This is a genomic window from Lacticaseibacillus suilingensis (assembly GCF_016861845.1).
Taxonomy (GTDB): domain Bacteria; phylum Bacillota; class Bacilli; order Lactobacillales; family Lactobacillaceae; genus Lacticaseibacillus; species Lacticaseibacillus suilingensis.
Genome location: NZ_BOLV01000007.1, coordinates 49,250 through 65,377 on the forward strand (window position 1 = coordinate 49,250; position 16,128 = coordinate 65,377).

17 protein-coding genes and 1 riboswitch are annotated in these 16,128 nt (G+C 53.6%); of the genes, 1 reads left to right on the forward strand and 16 read right to left on the reverse strand.

Annotation, left to right across the window (positions count from 1 at the left end; translation table 11 throughout):
• Positions 1-103: 103 nt before the first annotated feature.
• The 6 genes from der to JUF11_RS05565 all read right to left on the reverse strand — a co-directional run bounded on the left by der (position 104) and on the right by JUF11_RS05565 (position 6,713).
• On the reverse strand, positions 104-1,414 hold the full coding sequence (gene der / locus JUF11_RS05540; RefSeq protein WP_204118720.1) for a ribosome biogenesis GTPase Der: 1,311 nt from the start codon (positions 1,412-1,414) through the stop codon (positions 104-106).
• Positions 1,415-1,552: 138 nt separating this feature from the next.
• Complete coding sequence (gene rpsA / locus JUF11_RS05545) at positions 1,553-2,839, reverse strand: 30S ribosomal protein S1 (RefSeq protein WP_203633426.1); 1,287 nt, start codon at positions 2,837-2,839, stop codon at positions 1,553-1,555.
• A gap of 132 nt (positions 2,840-2,971) precedes the next feature.
• Complete coding sequence (gene cmk / locus JUF11_RS05550) at positions 2,972-3,637, reverse strand: (d)CMP kinase (RefSeq protein WP_204118721.1); 666 nt, start codon at positions 3,635-3,637, stop codon at positions 2,972-2,974.
• A 73-nt stretch (positions 3,638-3,710) separates the two neighbouring features.
• Entirely contained in the window at positions 3,711-4,283 is a 573-nt protein-coding gene (locus JUF11_RS05555; RefSeq protein ID WP_204118722.1) for a LysM peptidoglycan-binding domain-containing protein, read from the reverse strand.
• A gap of 56 nt (positions 4,284-4,339) precedes the next feature.
• On the reverse strand, positions 4,340-5,752 hold the full coding sequence (locus tag JUF11_RS05560) for a RecQ family ATP-dependent DNA helicase (protein ID WP_204118723.1): 1,413 nt from the start codon (positions 5,750-5,752) through the stop codon (positions 4,340-4,342).
• Positions 5,745-6,713, reverse strand: a complete 969-nt coding sequence (locus tag JUF11_RS05565; RefSeq protein ID WP_204118724.1) for a YpbB family protein — start codon at positions 6,711-6,713, stop codon at positions 5,745-5,747. Before JUF11_RS05565 ends, JUF11_RS05560 begins: the two co-directional genes overlap by 8 nt.
• Before the next feature lie 23 nt (positions 6,714-6,736).
• Between JUF11_RS05565 and JUF11_RS05570 the strand changes: the two genes are divergently transcribed.
• The gene (locus JUF11_RS05570) at positions 6,737-6,973 is read left to right on the forward strand and encodes a ferredoxin (protein WP_204118725.1); all 237 of its coding nucleotides are present in this window, start codon (positions 6,737-6,739) and stop codon (positions 6,971-6,973) included.
• A gap of 64 nt (positions 6,974-7,037) precedes the next feature.
• Here the strand turns inward: JUF11_RS05570 and JUF11_RS05575 are convergent, their stop codons facing one another.
• The 10 genes from JUF11_RS05575 to pfkA all read right to left on the reverse strand — a co-directional run bounded on the left by JUF11_RS05575 (position 7,038) and on the right by pfkA (position 16,124).
• The gene (locus tag JUF11_RS05575; protein WP_204118726.1) at positions 7,038-7,628 is read right to left on the reverse strand and encodes an ECF transporter S component; all 591 of its coding nucleotides are present in this window, start codon (positions 7,626-7,628) and stop codon (positions 7,038-7,040) included.
• A gap of 97 nt (positions 7,629-7,725) precedes the next feature.
• A riboswitch (FMN riboswitch) is annotated at positions 7,726-7,847 on the reverse strand.
• Positions 7,848-7,898: 51 nt separating this feature from the next.
• Positions 7,899-8,639 (reverse strand): pseudouridine synthase, encoded by a 741-nt coding sequence (locus JUF11_RS05580; protein ID WP_270235083.1) that lies wholly within the window; start codon positions 8,637-8,639, stop codon positions 7,899-7,901.
• Positions 8,620-9,222: an SMC-Scp complex subunit ScpB gene (gene scpB, locus JUF11_RS05585; RefSeq protein ID WP_204118727.1), complete on the reverse strand. Its 603-nt coding sequence runs from the start codon at positions 9,220-9,222 to the stop codon at positions 8,620-8,622. Before scpB ends, JUF11_RS05580 begins: the two co-directional genes overlap by 20 nt.
• Complete coding sequence (locus JUF11_RS05590) at positions 9,222-9,950, reverse strand: segregation and condensation protein A (RefSeq protein ID WP_204118728.1); 729 nt, start codon at positions 9,948-9,950, stop codon at positions 9,222-9,224. The genes scpB and JUF11_RS05590 overlap by 1 nt, the downstream gene beginning before the upstream one ends.
• Entirely contained in the window at positions 9,925-10,317 is a 393-nt protein-coding gene (locus tag JUF11_RS05595; RefSeq protein ID WP_125581740.1) for an N-acetyltransferase, read from the reverse strand. Before JUF11_RS05595 ends, JUF11_RS05590 begins: the two co-directional genes overlap by 26 nt.
• Positions 10,318-10,962: 645 nt before the next feature.
• The gene (gene xerD, locus JUF11_RS05600; protein ID WP_204118777.1) at positions 10,963-11,844 is read right to left on the reverse strand and encodes a site-specific tyrosine recombinase XerD; all 882 of its coding nucleotides are present in this window, start codon (positions 11,842-11,844) and stop codon (positions 10,963-10,965) included.
• A 13-nt stretch (positions 11,845-11,857) separates the two neighbouring features.
• Positions 11,858-12,721, reverse strand: a complete 864-nt coding sequence (locus JUF11_RS05605) for a CvfB family protein (protein ID WP_204118729.1) — start codon at positions 12,719-12,721, stop codon at positions 11,858-11,860.
• A 9-nt stretch (positions 12,722-12,730) separates the two neighbouring features.
• Positions 12,731-13,192 (reverse strand): DUF441 domain-containing protein, encoded by a 462-nt coding sequence (locus JUF11_RS05610; RefSeq protein ID WP_204118730.1) that lies wholly within the window; start codon positions 13,190-13,192, stop codon positions 12,731-12,733.
• 129 nt (positions 13,193-13,321) lie between these two features.
• Positions 13,322-15,088, reverse strand: a complete 1,767-nt coding sequence (gene pyk, locus JUF11_RS05615) for a pyruvate kinase (RefSeq protein ID WP_125581734.1) — start codon at positions 15,086-15,088, stop codon at positions 13,322-13,324.
• Positions 15,089-15,164: 76 nt separating this feature from the next.
• Entirely contained in the window at positions 15,165-16,124 is a 960-nt protein-coding gene (pfkA, locus tag JUF11_RS05620) for a 6-phosphofructokinase (RefSeq protein WP_204118778.1), read from the reverse strand.
• Positions 16,125-16,128: the final 4 nt, after the last annotated feature.

The following is a 16,128-nucleotide window of genomic DNA, read 5'->3' on the forward strand; positions in this document are numbered from 1 at the left end:
GTCGTAGCAAGGTTATTTAGCCCTTTCGCCGAAATTTGCGCGTATTCTTGAAAAAATGCCATTGAAAACGGTCGAGCGCCGGTCTAACGCCGCTTTCACCCCACTATTTCCGGTTACGGGCAATCAAATGAATCGGGGTCCCTTCGAAGTCGAAGGTCTGCCGCAACTGATTAATGAGAAAACGTTCATAAGAGAAGTGCAGCAAGTCCGGATCATTGACAAAAACCACGAATGTCGGCGGTTTAACGGCCACTTGAGTCATGTAGTAAATGCGCAGGCGCTTACCATTGATGGTTGGGGTCGGGGTCACTGCCAAGGCATCTAGCAGCACATCATTCAGCACGGCACTTTGAATTCGGCGGTTTTGATTTTCAGAAACCGTTTGAATCATGCCTGGCAGATTCTGCAGCCGTTGTTTGGTCTTAGCCGAAACAAAAACGATTGGCGCGTACTCGAGATACTGGAATTCGGAACGAATATGCGCCTCAAATTCCTGCATCGTGTGATTGTCTTTTTCTTTCAGCGTGTCCCATTTGTTGACGACAATGATGATGCCCCGACCGGCTTCATGCGCGTAACCCGCCACTTTCTTGTCCTGTTCACGAATGCCTTCTTCCGCATTCAGGACCACCAGCACCACATCACTGCGATCGATGGCTCGTAGCGCGCGCATCACCGCGTATTTTTCGGTATTTTCGTAGACCTTGCCGCGCTTGCGAATCCCGGCGGTATCGATCATCGTGAATTCTTGGTCGCCATGGGTAAACTTGGTATCAATCGCATCACGCGTGGTCCCTTCGATTGGACTCACAATCACCCGTTCTTCACCCAAAATCGCGTTCACCAAACTGGACTTACCAACATTCGGCCGCCCAATGAAGGAGAACTTGATGCTGTCATCGTCATCGCCGCTGCCCTCAGCTGGGAACCCAGCAAAGACAGCGTCCAGCACATCGCCCAGGCCAATGCCGTGGGTCCCAGAAATCGGATACGGTTCGCCGAACCCCAGGCTGTAAAAATCATAGATATCCTGCCGCCGTTCGGGATTGTCGACTTTATTAACGGCGAGCACGACTGGCTTGTCGGCGCGGTAAAGAATCTGGGCGACTTTTTCATCGGCATCGGTCACGCCGGCCTCGACGCTGGTCAAAAACAGAATGACGTCGGCTTCATCAATGGCAATTTCTGCTTGATCGGCAATTTGATCGAGAAACGGTTCGTCGCCGATGTCGATCCCGCCGGTGTCAATCAACGCGAATTCCCGGCCAAGCCATTCCGCCTTACCATAAATGCGGTCGCGGGTAACGCCTGGCGTATCTTCAACAATGGAAATGCGTTCGCCAATCATGCGATTAAAAATGGTTGACTTGCCGACGTTTGGCCGGCCAACAATCGCTAATGTGGGGAGTACCAAATTGATCCCTTCCTTCTTTGAAACCGGACCACTTCAGGAAATGTGATCCTCAGAGGCTGACCGCCACCTTTGGCCGGTCAGATTTAAACCGCAAAAAACCGGGACATCACTGCCCCGGTTTCGTGCTTGGTTCAGGTATTACTTGTCGTTGTCTTCAGCGCCTTTAGCAGCATCCTTCAGCGCGTCGCCGAGGATGTCACCCAATGAGAAGCCGGAGTCATCTTGCTGGTATTCAGCAGGAATCTTGGTGTGTTCATTGCGGCTGTTGTTACGACGAGGACGACCTTCGCCGCGACTGTTGTTGTTGCGGCTTGGGCGTTCTTCTTCCATGCCTTCAGGACGTTCTTGGAGCGCCTTGATGGACAGAGCCAGACGGTGCTGGTCTGGATCAACGGACAGGACTTTAACCTGTACTTCTTGACCTTCCTTAAGCACATCTTGAGGCGTTGCGATGTGTTCGTGGGAAATCTGAGAAATGTGAACCAAACCTTCAACCCCAGGGAAGACTTCAACGAAGGCACCGAAGCTGGTCAAACGCTTAACCGTCCCGGTCAAAGTGCTGCCGGCAGGGGCTTTTTCGTCAATGTCATCCCAAGGTTGTGGCAAGGTTGCCTTGATGGACAAGGAAATGCGGTCGCGTTCTGGATCAACGGCGAGGACCTTAACCTTGACGTCTTGGCCAACCTTCAGCACGTCGCTTGGCTTGTCAACATGGTCAAAGGCGATTTCGGAAACGTGAACCAAACCGTCCACGCCGCCAAGATCAACAAAGGCCCCAAAGTTGGTCAAACGAGCAACCTTGCCTTCAACGACATCGCCAGGCTGAATCTTAGCAAAGATTTCCTTGCGGGCTTCAGCCTTGCCTGCTTCAACAATGGCACGGTGGGAAAGGATCAAGCGGTTTTCGCTTGGTTCGATCTCGATGATCTTGAATTCAAGTTCTTGGCCCTTGTACTGAGACAAGTCTTCAACAAAGTGATCTTCAACCATGCTTGCTGGGACGAACCCACGCACGCCAGCGTTAACAACCAAACCACCCTTAACCACAGAGGTTACTGGTGCAGTGATGGTTTCGCCAGCATCAAACTTCGCTTGGATTTCCTTCCAAACCTTTTGGGCTTCCAGACGACGCTTGGACAGCAGGTACTGACCATTTTCTTTGTCTTTGCCAATAGTAGAGATCACGACCAAGTCAAGCTTGTCGCCGACTTTAGCAACCGACCGAATGTCATCGATTGGCTGAGTAGATAATTCTTTCAGAGGAACGACACCTTCAACGCCGGTGCCTTCGATACCTACAACCAGTTGCTTATCTTCGACGGCTAATACTTCACCCTTAACGGTGTCACCGATATGAACAGTTTCAACGCTCTTCAGCGCATCCGCCATTGTTTCGGTGTTTTCTGCTTCATTCTTTTCACTCATGCCAAAAAATCCTCCTATACGACTGTCATACTTGTTACATTGTAACCGATTAGCGCCAAAATACCAACAGTTTGTTTCAAAGCTGGCAAAGTTTTGTTCAAGCCCTGACCGGTTTTGACCGGATTCGATGAATCAGTGCGCCCGCTTTTGATTCGCCAAGGCAATGATTTCTGCCACTTCCTGGTCAATGGTCATGTTGCTGGAGTCGATTTCCACCGCATCTGCGGCCTTGCGCAGCGGCGATACCGCGCGGGTGGAGTCTTTGTGATCGCGGGCTTCGATTTCTTCCGCCAACACCGCCACCGGGGTCATGATCCCTTTTTCGACGTTTTCCTTGTAGCGGCGTTCGGCGCGCTTTTGGACGCTGGCAATCATAAAGATTTTGACTTCGGCCTGCGGCAACACCGTGGTGCCGATGTCGCGGCCATCCATCACAATATCGTTGGCGGCGGCAATGGCGCGCTGGCGCTTCACCATTTCTTCCCGCACTTTGGGCAAGGCTGAGACTTGGCTGACGTTGTTGGTGGCGTCTTCCTGACGAATGGCCAGGGTGACATCTTCTCCATCCATAAACACCAACTGGCCTTCAGGTGCCGGCTTGAAGGTGATGGTCAAAGGCTTAAGCGCCGCCATGATGGCCGCTTCGTCATCCAGTTTCAGCCCCTTACGCAAGGCCATCACGGTCGCCGTCCGGTACATGGCGCCGGTATCACAGTAAATAAAGCCTAGTTGATTAGCGACGCGTTTAGCGATGGTACTTTTCCCTGACCCAGCTGGGCCATCAATTGCGATTTGCATGTTTTCGACTCCTATCAAAATATTTCTAAAATAGCTGACACAAAAATTGAGTCGGTCGCCCGACTCAATTTGCTTACTTCACCCGCACGGACTGACCAGGATGCAGTGCTTGGCCATTCCAGGCGTAAAACTGTGACAGCGAAATGCCATGGTTCAGCGCAATGCGATAAGCGTTGTCGCCGGACTTCACAGTGTAGTATTCCGCCGCGCTGCTGGACGAGCTCGCCACGCTTGATGAACTCGAAGCAACGGAGCTGCTAGAGGCAACGCTACTGCTCGATTCACTGCTGCTGGCCTCGCTACTTGAACTGCTCGAAGCCTTGCTGGATTTACTCGACTTGCTTGAGCTTTGCTTTTTGCTGCTCTTTTTGCTACTTGATGATTTCTTGCTCTCGACGGCAATCTTGTCGCTGCCACCATTGTTGCTGGCATTGCTAGCAATGGCATTGTATGTAACCGGTACAATGACAAACAAAGCAATCAACACCCAAAGCACATATTGCAACACCTTGGTGCCGTGTGACTTACGCCGAGTTGCGACCCGCGACAGATTACCCTCGTCGTCACGATCATCCTCAAATTGTTTATTCCATGGCTGATTAGCGTCATCGGCCTGAGGGGATTTTTGATCGGTTTTCTTATTCATGACGATCCTCCTTGCTCAACTACAGCCTATTGTATCATAGTTGGTCCCAGCGATTTTCACTTAGAATTAAAGATGCGTTTAAAAATCACAGACCAGCTTGCCCTTGACATTTGGGCTGGCCGCGGTGTCTGGGGTAACTGGGCTAACACGGCCGGCGTCTCTTCGCCGCAGCAAAACTCACTGTGAGGCTGGGCTGGCGAGTCAAAATACGCCATCAGCGCCGCACGCTTGCATGGTGCCTGCAGTAAGTTAGCCATCGCGGTGAAGCTCGCCTGCTTGTCCTCACGGCGGCCACTTAACTGCGTAAGTACTGCCGCTTGACTAAAGCCGGCTTGGATATAAGCTTCAACCAAGGCAACCTGCGGATCATCGAAATCTTGATAAGCACTGGGATGTTTAAAAATCGTCTGAATGAGATTTTCGTCCGGTAAACTCGCTGCGAACTGCCCGGCGCGCGCCACATCATTCGGTCCCAGCAGCAACATCGTCAGCGCTTTTTGGCCATCACGCCCGGCCCGGCCAATTCCTTGTGAATAGGCTTCAAGCGACTCTGGTAGATGCAAATACAAAACCAGCCGGACATCAGGTTTATCAATCCCCATGCCAAACGCGCTGGTGGCGCAAATCACTTGCAGTTGATCCGCCATGAACTGGCGCTGCACCAGATCGCGCTGCGGTGCAGTCAAGCCGGCGTGATAATAAGCCGCCTTGATGTCATGCGCATTCAGCGCAGCACTGAATTCCTCGGCGGCGCGCTTGCGATCGAAGTAAATGATTTGCGGGCCCGCCACCGCTTGCACCAAAGCCAAGGCGCGGGCGGCGCGGACCTGATCACTGGGCAGTTGCTCCACCCCTAAAAACAGATTCGGCCGGTCGACTGAACCAATCAGACAGGTAGCATGAGGCAACTGCAAGCCAGTTAAAATGTCCGCCTGCACGCGTTTCGGCGCAGTGGCGGTCAAGGCCAAAGTGACCCGCGGTCGGAGCACCGCTCGCGCCTGGCCCAGTTTCAAATAGGCGGGGCGAAAATCCGGCCCCCATTGCGAGATGCAGTGCGCCTCATCCACCACCAATAACCCCACTGGCAGTTGCCGCAAGCGGCCCTGCACATCGGGGCGAGCCAGCGTTTCTGGGGAGATGAACAAGAACTTCTCCTGATCCAGGGTTCGTAGCACCGCAGCAAAGTCGGCTGGGGCCAAGCGGCTGGATAAGGCCGCCACCTGCTTTTCCCCTAGCACTTGCAGCCGGGCCACCTGGTCTTCCATCAAGGCGAGCAGCGGCTCAACCACCACGACCAGCCCTGGCATCAAAAGCCCTGGCAGCTGATAACAAAGCGTTTTGCCACTCCCAGTCGGCAAAACTGCTAAGGTATCCTGCCCGGCCAGCACCGCCTGCACAATGGCTTCTTGGCCGGGCTTAAAGGTCTCAAAGCCAAAATACTGTTTGAGCGCTTGGTTTAAGTCAGTCATGCGGCCACCTTCCTTGTAAATCGAGAATCTGAAACAGGCGCACCTGGAAAAATTCACTGCCTGGCACTGCATCCAGCAGCGCTTGATAATCCAACTGCTGGCCTTGGTAGGCGGTCAAGGCGGCTTTGACCGCCGCCGGATAAACCTGCCCCACCGGTGGCTGCCACCCTAGAATGGTTGCTTCCAGCAAATGCTCATTCACCGTGCTTGGCCGCAGGCGCATTTGCTGGGCAATCTGCTGCCGGCTCTCGCCGCGGGCAAACCGGTCACACACCACTTTCGCATTCGGTGGCAACAGCGGCGTCGGCCCGCCCCACAAGTCCCACAGCGCCGGCCACTTTTGCTGCGCAATCGCAGCCACCAGCAGGGCCAGATCATTGGTGGCATCTAGGCTCGCCGTCAGCGAACCCACCTGCGCAGCACCGACAAAATCATGGCCTACCAGCCGTTGCGCCAGTCGGTCTGCCACCGGCGTTGGGAGCGTTGCAAACGCCGCCGTCAGCTCGCTAACAAAATTGGCGGATTCAGGGTGTTTGAGCCAAGTACGGACGGCTTGCTGGGTGGCCCATTCCGCTACTGCTGGGCGATAGCGGCGATTGTCGAAGCTGGCTTCCGACACCACTTGAACGGCTAGTAGCAATCGCCGTTCGAACTCGGCCAGCCCCATCCAGGGTTGATAAGCCTCAGGCAGTGGCACTGGGCTAGCCGAATCAGGCGCATTAGGGCCCAGCACCAAGCCGGCCTCAGTTTCACGCAGGCGTTTTTGCGCGAGCAGTGTGTTTAACGCCGCTTGAAAATCCGCCCGCGCCAGCGTAGGGTAAAGCTGAAGCCATTGCAGCTGATGATGTTGCAATGCCGAAAACAAAATCGACAAGGTCTTTTTGCCGGTTAATAAGAGATAAACCGCTGGCCCGCGCCGCGGCTGGTCACTAAAAAATTGGATGATAAAGTCTTCTAACATTTCGGCTCCTGGAGGTTTGACGTATGAAACCAGTATACGCGCATGTTGACCGCGCTGCCTGCATTGCTTGTGGCTTATGCCAAATGCTGGCCCCAAAATTATTTGAGTATGATCAGGAAGGCATCGCCAGTTACTGCCCTGATGAGAATACCGGCACGGTCCCGCTGACGGGCGAGCAGCTGATTGACTTCAAGTTGGCCTATCGCCGTTGCCCGACTGGGGCCATTCAGCGCAGCGAGCAGCCTTTCACTCAAGCTTAATCCATATTTCGCTAAACGCAAAACGGTCCTCGGCAAGTTGCCGAGGACCGTTGTTTCATTCAGACTATTGTAAGTGGGCCGTCGTTTGATGCGCCCGCTGTTTTTCCAGCCAAGGCATCAAAGCCTTGGCAATCGCGAAGAACACCACCGAGACCACGGCGCCTTTGATCAGGTTAAATGGCACCACCCCAATCAACACGTAGCGGGTCACGGACATCCCCAATGGGAAGTTCATCACCGCCAGGTACATCGGCATGATGACCAACCAGTTCAGCACACTCATAATCACCGTCAGGCTGAGCGTGCCCAAAGCCAAGCCGCTCACTTCGCGGCCGAGCCCACTCTTTGGCTTCATGGTCATCACCACCGGCAACATGAAACCGACACTGGCGATGAAGGCGGCCAAATCACCAATCAGGTTGACCACCCCGCCGCCGGTTAAAATAAAGTGCAACAGGCTGCGCACAAAGGCGACCATGATGCCGCCGCCAGGGCCGTAAATTAAGCCCCCCAGCAGTACGAACAAGTCAGATAAATCCAACTTCAAAAACGGAAACATCGGCAAAATAGGAAAGGCCAAATACATCATCAGCACAAACCCGACTGCCGCCAAAAGGGCGACCCCAACTAAACGATGAACCCTAGAACCAGACATGAAAAATCCCTCCATGTGGTTGCTTCAGAGAGGCCAAAAAAGGCCTGTTTACCCCAGGGTAAACAGGCCTTAACTTGAATTCGGGATTCAAAATAAGCCCCATCTTCTTTATCTAGACTGTACTATCGGTTCCGGAATCACACCGGATCGGCCGCGCCATGCGCGGGTCGCGGACTTTCACCGCCGGTCGGGAATTTCACCCTGCCCCTGAAGACGAACCAATATTTAATTTTTATTACTAACAAATTGTAACTGGTCAATCTGCCCTTGTCAACCCTCATTTGAAAGCGCTTCGAGCGCGGCCACCTCTGCCGGCTTGAGCGCCCGATAATCCCCTGGTTGCAGGCCAGCTAGGGTCAGCGGCCCGTATTGCTCACGGGACAATTTGATCACTTTGTAGCCGAGGGTTTCAAACATTTTTTTGACCTGATGATTGATGCCTTGATGAATGGTCAAGGAGACAATGGCAGTTTGCTTCGCCTTGTCCGTCGACATGATTTTGAACCGGGCCGGCGCCAGCTTCTTGTGGTCCACCACCAGGCCGTCGCGCAGCGGCATCAGCTTCTCGCGCGTCGGGATGCCTTGCAACTTGGCAACGTACTTCTTTTCCACCTTGAAACTCGGGTGCATCAGACGGTTCGCAAAATCGCCATCGTTAGTCATCAGCAAAAGCCCGGAGGTATCCCAATCCAGCCGGCCCACTGGATACAAGCGCTGGGGTTCGTCTTCAAAAAAGTCGGTGACGACGCGCCGCTTTTTGTCATCTGAAGCCGCGCTGATTACGCCCCGCGGCTTGTAGAAAAGGTAGTATTTCTTCTGTTCTTGCGTCAGCGGCACGCCATCGACTTCAATGGCATCTTGCGGGGTCACTTTAACGCCCATTGCGGTGACAGTTTCACCATTGACGGTCACGCGGCCGGCGCTAATCAACGCTTCCGCGTGGCGACGCGAGGCAATGCCGGCTTCGGCAATCGCCTTTTGCAGACGCATTTCATTGGTTGCTTTCGGCATTCTTATCTCCTTCTGTCGGCGCAGCATTTGGGGCTAGCGTCTGTTGAAAATCACTGAACAAATCGACCTCCGTCGGCGCCGCTTCTGGCTTCAATGGCGGCAAGTCTTCGAGCGTGTGCAGGCCAAAATAATCCAGGAAAAATGGCGTGGTGGCATAAAGAATCGGCCGCCCTGGGGCTTCCTTACGGCCTGCTTCCTTAATGAGCTGGCGGGAGGCCAGCGTGGTTAAAGCCCCCGAGCTCTGTACGCCGCGCACTTCATCGATTTCGATGCGGGTGATGGGCTGCTGGTAAGCAATGATGGCCAGCACTTCCAGCGCGGCATTGGATAAACCAGCTTGCGGCGGACCGGCAAAATACTTCTTCAGCACCTCGGCAGATTCTGGCTTGGTGACTAAAAAGTAGCGTTCATCCGCTTCCTGCAGCTGCAACCCGCGACTAGAATCATCGCTGAGCGCCTGGGCATAGGTGGTTAATTGCTGGCGCATAGCCGCTGGCGAAATGCCAAGCAGTTCAGCAAAAGCCTTTAATTCAACGCCAGCTTCACCTGCTGTGTAAAGCACGGATTCAATCACCGGTTGCATCACGCCGCCTCCTTTTTCGTCACGATAATCGGGTCAAATGGCGCGTCTTGCTGACAAATAATTTGATCCGACTTCATCAACGTCAGCAGCGCCATAAAAGTCGTGACGATGCCTTCAACGCTTTTCACCGCCACCAAAGTTTCAAACTGACAGGTCCCGACCTTGCTTAATTGCGCCAGGATTTCGGTAATCCGCTTCTCCACCGAAATCGGCTCGCCTTCAATATGGGCAATGGTTTCGCGGGTGGCTAACTGCCGCTGCAGCACCGCCATCATCGCCGCTGTCAACTCGTTGAGTTTCACCGAACCCGGCCGCATTGGCACCTTAACATCGGCGCCAGGCAAGGTTTCCGGTTTGGCGTAAGACTGGGCCCGGGCGGTTTCTTTGGTGCGCAGTTGCGCCGCCGCTTCCTGATAGACTTGATACGTTAGCAGCTGCGCCACCAACCCGGCCCGGGGATCTTCGTAATCCTCGGGCAAGTCTTCATCATCGGTTTCCGGCTGGGGCAGCAGCATTTGACTTTTCAGTGCCATCAAGCTGGCAGCCATAACAAAATAATCACCAGCCACATCCAGCCGCGAATGCTGCATCTGATGCAGATACTCGAGGTATTGGCTAGTGATTTCTGCGATGGGAATGTCGTAGATGTCGACTTCGTTGGTCCGAATGAGATGCCAAAGCAAATCAAGCGGGCCAGAGAAGTCATTCAGCACTAAGGTCAGTGCCATCAGGGTCCTCTTTTCTATACTGAGAAAACGCAGCGATTAAAGGCGCCGTTTCCATGGTGCCCATCAGTTTTTGATCTGGATACAACTTCGTCAAATCATTGAGCACCGCAAAATTGGTCGCCGCCGAGCGCACGGCTGGCGACAGCGACAAATGCCGGACCATGACAAAATCGGTCCCCATCTCGATGCCCACGACGCCTTCGAAATCGCCCCCAGCGACTTCGCGGTACAGATAAAGTTGGTGCGAATTATCTGTGGTGTATAGCGTCAATTCTGTTTTCAGATGATCTATGTCCTTGAGATCGGGAATGAACGACAAAAAGCCCATCGCGATCTTGGCATAATCATTCTTATACTTAGTCAGCATGATAGCCTCCACACATTAACTACTCTGAGGCATACTTTACCATATCTTAAGAGAAGCAACAAATATTAAAGAAACAGGCTATCGCCAGGCTGCTGAGAACGACCGCTTTTAGCCGGATGGGTAGCCTAGCTAAAGGTCTTGTCGGTGTCCTTTACCGACAAGACCTTTAGCGTAGCTAGCCACTCCGGCGTTGGTCGTTCGGAGCGCAACTCCAGGCTGCGAAGGTCGGCGGGCTTAGCCGGATGATTAGCCTAGCGTCAAGCATTGCCGTCGCACTCTGACGGCGAGGATTGATGCGTAGCTAGCCACTCCGGCGTTGGTCGTTCGGAGCGCAACTACGGTAAAAAGCAATAAATCATAGGCGCCCGGCCAGGCCAGCTTCCGCAGCCAGGGGCTGGAACGTGGTGGCCAGCGCTTTGAGCCTTGCTACGCAAGTCTCAAAGTCGCGGCTTGTTCTAAGCCAGCAGAAAACACTGGCTAAGAACAATTTCACCACTGAGCCCCTGCCTGCTCCAGCTGTCCTGCCCTACAGTAGTCGTTTCTTGTTAGATTGGACTTACTCAAAGCCCCAGCACAGGACCTAACGCTCCTCATTGCAAAGTAGCAAGACGCTCTAAATAGATAGACAATTGCGAAGCGCTCCACCTACCCTCGAGGGTGTGTATCGTGATAGACCTTCATGATCTTCTTATTACTCAAATGCGTGTAAATCTGCGTTGTGCTGATGTCAGCGTGGCCGAGGAGTTCTTGCACGACTCGCAAGTCCGCTCCGTTTTCGAGAAGATTGGTGGCAAAGCTGTGGCGCAGGGTGTGCGGGGTGACGTCCTTTTCGATGCCTAAGGCTTGAATATACGCTTTGAGGTTTTTCCAGATACCTTGCCGCGTCAGCTGGCGGCCGTGAAAATTGACGAACACGACGGCTGGCGGCGTTTTTTTGATCAAGGCCGGGCGACTGGTTTGCAGGTACTGATTGACCCAGTCAACTGCTTGCGGCGACACAGGCACGATGCGCTGCTTGTCGCCTTTCCCCGTCACTTCCAGCAGGTTAAGCGAGAGGTGCATTTGATCCAAGCGCAGGTTCACTAGCTCCGACACCCGCAGGCCGGTGGCATACATCAGCTCAAACATGGCCCGATCGCGCAGTCCCAGCGGTTGGGTGATATCCGGTGCCGCCATTAAGGCATCAATTTCCGGTCCCGACAAGGTGGCTGGTAAATGCTGGGCAGGCTTGGGTGAGGCAACCATGGTCATGGGGTCACTGCTGATGACAGTTTCGCGCAACAAGTAGCGATAGAACTTGCGCAAAGCGGAAATCATCCGGCTCACTGAAGTGGCGGCTTTGGCGTCACTTTGCGTTGCCAAAAAAGCCTGAATCGACTCAAGCGATTCAGGAAAGCCAGTGGCATCAATGGTGTCAAGCCAGTCAGCGAATTCATTCAGATCCTGGCGATAGCTGGTTTGCGTGGTTTTGGCGAGGCCGCGTTCAACATCCAGATAATGGACAAAGTCACCAATTTGGTCGGCCATGGCCTGACGCTTTTTACTGCTGGTCATTCCGCTTGGTCACCCCATTTTGCTGCGTGATCAATTTGGCTTTGAGCAGGTGCCCCAGCGCACGCTTAAAGGCCCCTTTGCTGATGCCAAACGCAGCTTTAATCGCTTCAGGATCACTTTTATCCGTGTAAGGGATACTGCGGCTAGGATCATGATCGATGACCGCCAAAATCATCGCCGCGTCGTCATCGATTTCTTCAAAGGCCCGCGGCTTCAGCGAGAGATTTAAGCTACCATCATCTCGCACACCAATGACGCGGCCGTGCACCACTTCCCCGAGCCGCGGTTCAGTTTGTCGTTCGCTGGGGTGAATAAAGCCCAGATAGTAATCTGACGTGATGACATGCGTGCCCGCCAGTTTCAAGCGGTACACCGTCGCCGTCACATCGGCGTTCATCATTGTGGGCTTGGCCTGATTGGCAATGGCTTGAAACATCGTCTCATCTGCCAAATCCGCCCAGAGGCGATGCTTTTTATCAATGCGCATCGCCACCATCAGCCGGTCGCCTTTGGCTGGCCACAGCCGCGCCAGTTCTGGCAGCTGGTCCAAGGACAGCACCAGATCTTTGTCCGGCAGCCCGATGTCCAAGAAGACGCCGAGGTCCTTACGCACCTGGACGACGGTGGCAAAGGCATAGTGATCATAGCCAATGGTCGGAATTTTGGTTGTCAGCCGCGCCGTCTCATTTTTGTTTTCATACGCAAAACCGTGCACTGTAGCGCCGGTGGCCGGCACTGTCTCAAATTCGGTTTGGTCGATGGCTAAGGTCACGCCGTCGTATTGGGCGAAGACTTGGGTGTCATTCGTATCTGAAACCGTCGCGTCAATGATTTGACCGTTAAAGTTCATGATTGCCTCCTAATGTGTGGGCACTAAATTAAACACTGTTAAAATCACGTAGGTCATGCCACTTGCGATCACTGGGCCAGCGGCGATGCCTTTGAGGAACACAACGCCGACAATGGTGCCGAACACCAAGGCGACGGTCATTTCCGGGCTCTGGGCAAGCAACCCGACCCCTTTGCTGGATAGCACCGCCACCAAAATGCCCATGGCAATGGCAATCCACCCAGCGGGGCTTTTGACCACCTGCACCAGCTCCTTGAAGCCAATTTCACCGGTGGCAATCGGCACCATGATGGCAGCCGAAATAATGGTCACCCCCCAGTTGATGCCTTGCGCCTGAATGGTTTTCAAAAGCGGCTGAAAGGCTGGAATCAGTTTGATCACCATCACAAACCCGACCCCGATCAGCAGCGCTTTGTTTTTCGCCACGGCGGCGATCGCCAAGATGGCGGTTAAAAATGCCCAGCTTTCCATAATGACCTCCTGCATTTGTTCTGTTTCTACTTTACGCGAGTTCACAGCAAAAGTCACCCACCACCAGCGCACCAAAAAAGCCGAGCCAGCAAATGCTGACCCGACTTTCATGCTTGCCATCACAAGTGATTACAGCGTGTTGGTAGCACCTTTGTAGACGATCCCACGACGGGAGTCAACGGTGATGACCTGACCATCGGTAATGGCCTTCAGGGCATCTTCAGCGCCAACAACAACCGGAATACCCATGGCAATCCCAACCACAGCAGCGTGGCTGGTTAAGCCGCCATTTTCAACGACCAAGGCCGAAGCCTTTTCGATGGCTGGCAGGTAATCCTTATCCGTGGTCTTAACGACCAGGATGTCACCCTTTTGCATCTTAGCAGCAGCTTCATCAGCGCTGTTAGCCAAGACGGCTTTACCAACGACAGCTTCGTCGCCAACCCCAGAGCCTTGAACCAGCTTGGAGCCGATGAGTTGAACCTTCATGACGTTGGTGGTGCCACTTTCACCAACCGGCACGCCGGCGGTGATCAAGATCAAGTCGCCTTCCTCAGCAAAGCCGAGTTCTTGCGCCTTCTTGGTGGCCAAGTCGAACATTTCGTCAGTGCTGTTTGGACGATCAGCCACGATTGGGAAGACGCCGCGGTTGATGGTCAAGCCGCGCTGGGTCTTTTCGTCGAAGGTGATGGCCAAAATGTCAGCATCTGGGCGGTACTTGGAGATCATACGCGCGGTGTAGCCAGAGTTGGTCGCAGCGACAATGGTCTTCACGCCCAGCTTCTTGGCGGTACGAGCAACTGCCACCCCAACGGATTCAGTCACAGAAGCGTTGGCGTAGTCGCGTTCAGCGTAGCCGCCTTCTTTGGTGATCTGGTCTTCGATGTAAGCATCGATCCGCGCCATAGCAGCAACGGATTCAACTGGGTATTCACCGTTAGCGGATTCACCAGACAGCATCGTCGCGTCGGTACCGTCAAAGACCGCGTTAGCCACGTCATTGACTTCAGCCCGCGTTGGGCGTGGGTTTTCCTGCATGGAATCCAGCATCTGGGTCGCAGTGATGACTGGCTTACCAGCATCGTTGCACTTGCGGATCAAAGTCTTCTGAACGATTGGCACATGTTCAAATGGAATTTCGACACCCATGTCGCCACGAGCAACCATCAAACCATCGGAAACCTTCAGGATATCGTCAAAGTTGTCGATACCTTCTTGGGATTCGATCTTCGGGTAGATCTGAACGTTCAGGGCGTTCTTTTCTTCGAGCAATTCGCGAATGTCCATCACGTCCTGAGGCTTACGAACGAAGGAAGCAGCAATGAAGTTGATTCCATTGTCCAAGCCGAAACGAATGTCATCGGCGTCTTTTTCGGTAATCCCTGGCAGGTTGATAGAAACACCAGGGGCGTTGACGCCTTTACGGCTGCCCAAGACACCGTCGTTTTGCACGGTGCAGACCAGTTCGCGGTTGGCTTCGTCCTTTTCGGTGATCAAAACATCAATCAAACCATCGTCGAACAGCACATGGCCGCCAACGTGGGTATCGTCATACAAACCTGGGTAGGTGACAGCGACTTTTTCTTTGGTTCCTTCGAGGCTAGCGTCCATCGAAATACGCATTACATCGCCAGTATGATATTCAATCTTGCCGTTGTCGGTGTGCTCAACCGTAGTCCGGATTTCAGCACCCTTCGTGTCAAGCATGATCCCAACTGTCTTGCCGGTGATCTTTTCAGCTTCATGAACCATATTCATGCGAGCCAAGTGTTCTTCGTGGTCCCCATGAGAGAAGTTAAACCGGAATACGTTGGCCCCCGCCTGGATCAGCTTAACGATGATGTCCGTCGTGTTGCTGGCCGGACCGAGCGTGCTAACGATCTTGGTTTTTTTCATAATGTAAAATCGCTCCTTTGACAATTTTTAATGCCGACTTTTACGCCAGAATTAACACAATTAAAGTAAAACGAGACTAGTAAGCCAGGTCGGAGGCCAGCTTGTAAAGGGAAAGCTGACTTTCATGCTTGGAATTGAACAAATCGGTCATCGCGTGGTTCACCAACTTGTTGTTTTGAATCCCAACGGCCAAGCCGCCTTTGCCTGCCATCAACAGCTCAACCGCATAGGCGCCCATTTCGGAGGCCAAAACGCGATCCTTAGCGGTTGGTGAACCACCGCGCTGGACGTGGCCAATCGTGGTCGCACGCAGCTGGAAGTCGCCGTACTTGCCAAGCTTGTCAGCAAATTCAGCGGCGGTCATGACACCTTCTGCCAGCACGATGATGGCATGCTTTTCCCCGCGCTGACGGGAAGAACGCAGACGATCAGCGACTTTTTCAATGTCGTAATCGTGTTCTGGGATGATGACGTCGCTTGCGCCGCCGGCTACACCGGCCCACATCGCGATGTCGCCGCAGTTGCGACCCATGACTTCAACCACAAAGGTCCGTTCATGGGAAGCGGCAGTGTCGCGCAACTTATCGATGGCATCCAAGGCAGTGTTAACCGCGGTGTCAAAGCCAATCGTAAAGTCGGTGTACGGGATATCGTTATCGATTGTGCCTGGCAGGCCGATGGCATTATAGCCATGTTCAGTCAGCCGCAAAGCGCCGTGGTAAGAACCGTCGCCGCCGATAACCACCAAAGCATCGATGCCGAACTTATTCAGTTGGGCAATCCCCTTCAGTTGAACGGGTTCCTGAGCAAACTCAGGGTAACGTGCAGAGTACAGCATGGTACCGCCGCGCTGAATCACATCACTCACTTCAGCCGGTGTGATTTGGAAAATATCGCCAGCAACCAGGCCAGCGAAACCGTAGTTGATACCGAAGACTTCAAGGCCTTCCGTAATGGCTTTACGAGCGACTGCGCGCACCGCAGCATTCATGCCGGGTGCATCGCCGCCACTAGTCATAATCCCAATGCGTTTCATCATT